The sequence below is a fragment of the Synechococcus sp. R6-10 genome (genome assembly GCF_047461815.1).
GTDB lineage: Bacteria > Cyanobacteriota > Cyanobacteriia > Thermostichales > Thermostichaceae > Thermostichus.
This window is the reverse complement of sequence record NZ_JANSHW010000452.1, coordinates 1-4,690: the sequence shown is the minus strand read 5'-3', so window position 1 is coordinate 4,690 and position 4,690 is coordinate 1. Positions and strand designations below refer to the sequence as shown.

General features: G+C 61.7%; 5 protein-coding genes. All 5 read left to right on the top strand.

Features of this window, described 5'->3' with window-relative positions; all coding sequences use genetic code 11:
* A partial coding sequence (locus NW837_RS12055) for a helicase-related protein (RefSeq protein WP_414331835.1) occupies window positions 1-713 on the top strand: 713 nt, incomplete at its 5' end.
* Between the two features lie 147 nt (window positions 714-860).
* Complete coding sequence (locus tag NW837_RS12050) at window positions 861-2,681, top strand: glycoside hydrolase family 3 N-terminal domain-containing protein (protein ID WP_414331832.1); 1,821 nt, start codon at window positions 861-863, stop codon at window positions 2,679-2,681.
* A 299-nt stretch (window positions 2,682-2,980) separates the two neighbouring features.
* Window positions 2,981-3,274 (top strand): c-type cytochrome, encoded by a 294-nt coding sequence (locus tag NW837_RS12045; RefSeq protein ID WP_414331830.1) that lies wholly within the window; start codon window positions 2,981-2,983, stop codon window positions 3,272-3,274.
* 9 nt (window positions 3,275-3,283) lie between these two features.
* Window positions 3,284-3,955, top strand: a complete 672-nt coding sequence (locus NW837_RS12040) for a diacylglycerol/polyprenol kinase family protein (protein ID WP_414331828.1) — start codon at window positions 3,284-3,286, stop codon at window positions 3,953-3,955.
* 71 nt (window positions 3,956-4,026) lie between these two features.
* The coding region (locus NW837_RS12035) for a Glu/Leu/Phe/Val family dehydrogenase (RefSeq protein WP_414331825.1) at window positions 4,027-4,690 on the top strand (664 nt) is incomplete at its 3' end.

The window sequence follows — 4,690 nt, the reverse complement described above, 5'->3', positions numbered from 1 at the left end:
GGGAAAATCCCGGGTCGGGTCTGGTCTATGTGCGCACCCGACGGGATGGGGAAGAGCTGGCCGAGTGGCTGGGCCGACAGAACCTAAAAACCGCCACCTACCATGGGGGACTGGAAGCGGGATCCCGCCGTCGGCTGGAACGGGCCTGGCTGCAGGGGGAACTGCGCTTTCTGGTCTGCACCAACGCCTTTGGCATGGGCATCAACAAGCCGGACGTGCGTTGGGTACTGCATTTTCATCCCCCGCCCACCTTGATGGATTATTTGCAAGAGGTGGGACGAGGCGGTCGGGATGGTGGCCCTTGTCGGGCCCTGATGCTGGTCTCGGAGCCGACGGGCCTGCTGGATCCCAGCGATCGCCAGCGCCAGGCCTATTTTTATTCCCAGCAGGAGCGCCTTCAGGCCCGAGCACGCCACCTGCTGCAAACCTTGCCTCAGCAGGGATCCTACGCCGACCTGCCGCCTGGAGAGGTACGGGTGGCCCTGGGTCTATTGCAGGAGATGGGCTGCCTGCACTGGCCGGATCCCTTTCACTTTCAGGTGTTGCACCGCCGTTGGCAGCCTTTAAGACGAGAGGATCCCTGGCAAGGGATGGAAGCCCTCATCCACGCCCGCGGCTGTCGGTGGCAGGCGATCTTGCCCTATTTTGGCTACCCTGGGGAGCAGCCCGGCCTGCCCTGTGGCACCTGTGACCGTTGTCGGCTTTCTCGTTAGCCCTCAACAGCCCGCTGCGAGCCGCAACCGGCAGGAGTGGCTATCATGATCTGCGTTTCTGCAAAGGGAGCAGTTCCCCTTGCTGACGAACTTTCGGCTGTGCCTATGAGTGTTTCCGGATCTCCGCTCGAGGAACTTGACCGACCCTTGTCCCTAGCCCGGCAGGTGGCGCAACTGTTGGTGGTGCCGGTCTCGGCCCGTCTGGGATCCCAGTCTCCTCCCCGAGAGATCCTCAAACGGCTTATCCAGGAGGTGGGGATCGGGGGCATCTGGCTCACGGATGGCCACGTGGCCGAGGCCCTGCTGCTGATCGAGGAGGCCCAGTCTTGGGCGGCTCTGCCCCTTTTGGTGGCAGCCGAGGTCGGGCGGGGGCTGGCCCTGCAGGGGGCGACCCCTTTTCCCCATCCTCTAGGGTTGAGCCGCCTGGGGGCGGAAGCCGAGCGCTGGGCCGAGCAGTGGGGGCGGATCACGGCGCGGGAGGCGGCGGCCATCGGCATCAATTGGTTGCTCAGCCCGGTGGCAGAGCCACTGGGGGAAGGGGCGCTGGCGGAGGATCCCCTGTCTGCTTTGCAACTGGCGCGAGCTTTTGTGCGCGGATGTGAGCAAGCCACCCCGGGCAGCACAGGCGGGATCCTAACCACAGCCAGCTCTTTTCCGGGCAAAGGCTGGAGGGATCCGGTTCAGGCCGGACTGAAGCCATCCCCAAAGACAACAGACACCCCCTGGTGCCCCCGATTAACCCTGACCCTAGCCCAGCTCCAAGAGGGACCTTGGCTGCCTTTTCGAGGTTTGGTGGAGCAGGTGGGGGCGATCTTGGTTTCCCACGTGGTGCTGCCGGAGTGGGATGAGCGCTGGCCTATCACCCTGCTGCCGGGGCGGCTGACCCAACTGCTGCGCCAGGAATGGGGGTTTGGTGGGCTTATCGTCGTGGATAGCCTCGATCAAGGCTTTCTGGCAGAGCTGGCCGTTCGCGTTAGCGGGACGGAGTCCTTTCCCAACTCATTGGCCGTGCGGGCTTTCCAGGCCGGTGCCGACCTAATTTTGGCCCCCCCCGATCCAACGGCATCCTTGGCAGCCGTTTTGGAAGCGGTGCAACAGGGATCCCTCAGCACAGACCAGCTTGCCCAGTCGGTGACGCGGGTGCTGCGGGCCAAACAGCGACTCCTACCCGCCGCCTCAGCTCTCCTCAAACAGGTGTGGCCGGCCCTGGCAGAAACCGACTTCAGCGCCCTTGGCGGATGGATGGGAGCCAAGGATCCCACAGATCCGGCCCTCAACCGTGGCTCTCCAGCCGAGCAACTGAAGCCTTTGCTGCTGGGGGATCCCATCTCCAAGGACAAGGACTCCGTTCCGCGGACGCGAACGGCGTTGGGAAAGTTGTTCAACAGGCGCTCCCACCTGACCTCTGCTCTGCACAGAGCCGCACAGCTGGGATCCCTCTTGGCCGAGAAGGATATCGCCCCCTGTCAAGCGGCTATGGCCCGCGGTGGCGTGGAAGGAGGCCGGCCCCTCGGCCCGCCCGCAGAGCCCGGATGGTTGAACTGGATCTGGCAGGATCCCCCCTTGGGTGCTGCCGATGTGCAGTTGCAATCTCCCGCCCTCCATGTTCCGGCTGCCTTAGGCATGCTTCCTGTGCTCAGCGATGCCCTTACCCCCCTGCCTTGGTTGGAAGCCGCTCTAGACAACGCCCCAGGGTTGATTTTCCAAGGTTTCCTTGGGGATCCCTTGCCCAACTATGTGCTGGATTGGCTGCAACAGCATCGGGAGCGGGTGGCAGCCGTCGTCATTTATGGTAATTTATCTCTCTACCGTCGCCTGCGGGCGCACTTTCCATGGGCCAATGCCATCCACAGCCTCAACCGGGATCCCTGGGCTCAAGCGGAGGTGATGGAGCGGCTCTTTCCCAACCGTTCCCCCTCAGAGGGATCAAAGTCTCACGTGGCCCAGCCAACCATTAAGAAAAAGTAAATACCTTTACAGATTATTGGCAGGGAAAGGCTCCTGAGTTATCGTGTTGGTTGAAATGTAAAAGATTGAAACGGTTTCTCTCAGCGTTGTCTGTGTCTCCCTCCCTCTCAGAGACCACTCAATCCCGCAGCAGCCAGTCATCAACTGGCAGTTGCGTCGGCTTTGAGCAAAAGCGACTTCAGCCTTCATCCCAACAGCGTTTACAACCCTTCCTCAAATCCTTGCAGCGATTCTTTACAAGTGTCTGGGCTCAGAAAACTCGGCTGGGTCTTGCCCTCCTCGGCCTAGGGCTGGCGATATTGACCTGGGCTTGGCTGGGTGCCGGGGCTCGTCTGGATCCCTACACGGAAGCCGTCCTCAGCTTACAGGGGCAGGTTAGCCATGGTGCATCCTTGTTTGCCCTCAACTGTGCAGCCTGCCACGGAGAAGAAGCGGATGGGCGAGTGGGGCCCAGTCTGCGGGGGGTGAGCAGCCGCCGCTCGGATCGGTTTATTATTCAGCAGGTGACCGGTGGCAAAACGCCTCCCATGCCCCAGTTCCAGCCGGATCCTCAGGAGATGGCAGATCTGCTCAGCTACTTGAAAACCCTCTGAGGCCGTTTCATGGGCCTGGCCCAGCAGCTTGCTTGCTATGCTCTCTGGCTGGCCGCCGTATTTGCTTTTGCGGAATGGCTGCGCTCCCGGCAGGTGGACGGGGAATGGGTGCGCAAGGCCATTCACATTGGTGTGGGCAATATCATTTTGTTGGCTTGGGCTTTGCAAGTGCCTCGCTGGCTAGGGGTGGGATTCTCTCTGGTGTTTGCCGGCTTGGCGCTGCTCTCCTACCGGGTGGCCATCTTGCCCAGCTTGAATGGAGTCGGTCGCCGCAGCTTTGGCACCTGTTTCTACGCCGTCAGCATTGGCCTGCTGCTGTTTTGGTTTTGGCGTCCCCAGCGACAGGTCTTCGCGGTGATCGGCATATTGGTGATGACGTGGGCCGACGCCTTGGCAGGGTTGGTGGGCAAAACTTGGGGCCAACACCCCTACCAACTGGGATCCATTCAAAAAAGCTGGGAGGGATCCCTGACCATGTGGGCGGTGAGCAGCTTGGTGATCGCGGCTCTGCTGCTGGGGTACTTTGGCTTCTCCCCCCCTTTGCTGGCCATCAGCCTCTTGGTGGGGGGGATAACCATGGGGCTGGAGGTGTTCTCTTGGTGGGGGTTGGATAACCTGACCGTGCCCCTGGCCAGTGCCGGCCTCTGTTTTGTTCTGCTGCAGATCCTCAATTATTTGTAACGCTTGCTACGGAACGTTCCTCTCCGGTTCCCGGCGGTATAGCGTGGAAACAGCCCTTGCTTCTCTTCGCCATGGCTGCAAGTCCTGCGCTGGCCTCTTCTGCCCCTCCCTCTCCCGCCCACATCTGTCCCTTTGCCCAGGCCTGCAGCTACCTAGATTGGGCAGCTGGCGAGCTGAAGCTGGATCCCGGCTGGGTGGCGATCCTCAGCACCCCCCGCAAAGTGGTGACGGTGGCGATCCCCGTGCGGCTGGATAACGGACACATCCAAGTGCTGGCGGGCCATCGGGTGCAGCATTGCAACGTTCTCGGCCCCTACAAAGGGGGGATCCGCTACCATCCCGCGGTCACCCTTGAAGAGGTATCGGCCTTAGCGATGCTCATGACCTGGAAATGTGCCCTTATGGGCATTCCCTACGGTGGGGCCAAAGGGGAGATCCCTATCGATCCGAGGCGTTATTCGGTCTCGGAGCTGGAGCGCATTACCCGCCGTTATACCAGCGAGCTGATCAAGGATATCGGCCCTGCAGAGGATATCCCCGCTCCAGACATGGGAACTTCCGCCCGCGAGATGGCCTGGGTGATGGATACCTATTCCATGAATGTTGGGCATGCGGTGCCGGGAGTGGTGACGGGCAAACCTCTCTCGATTGGGGGATCCCGAGGGCGAGAACTGGCCACCGGACGGGGGGTGATGATCACGGTACGGGAAGCCTTGGCCCGACATGGTGGATCCC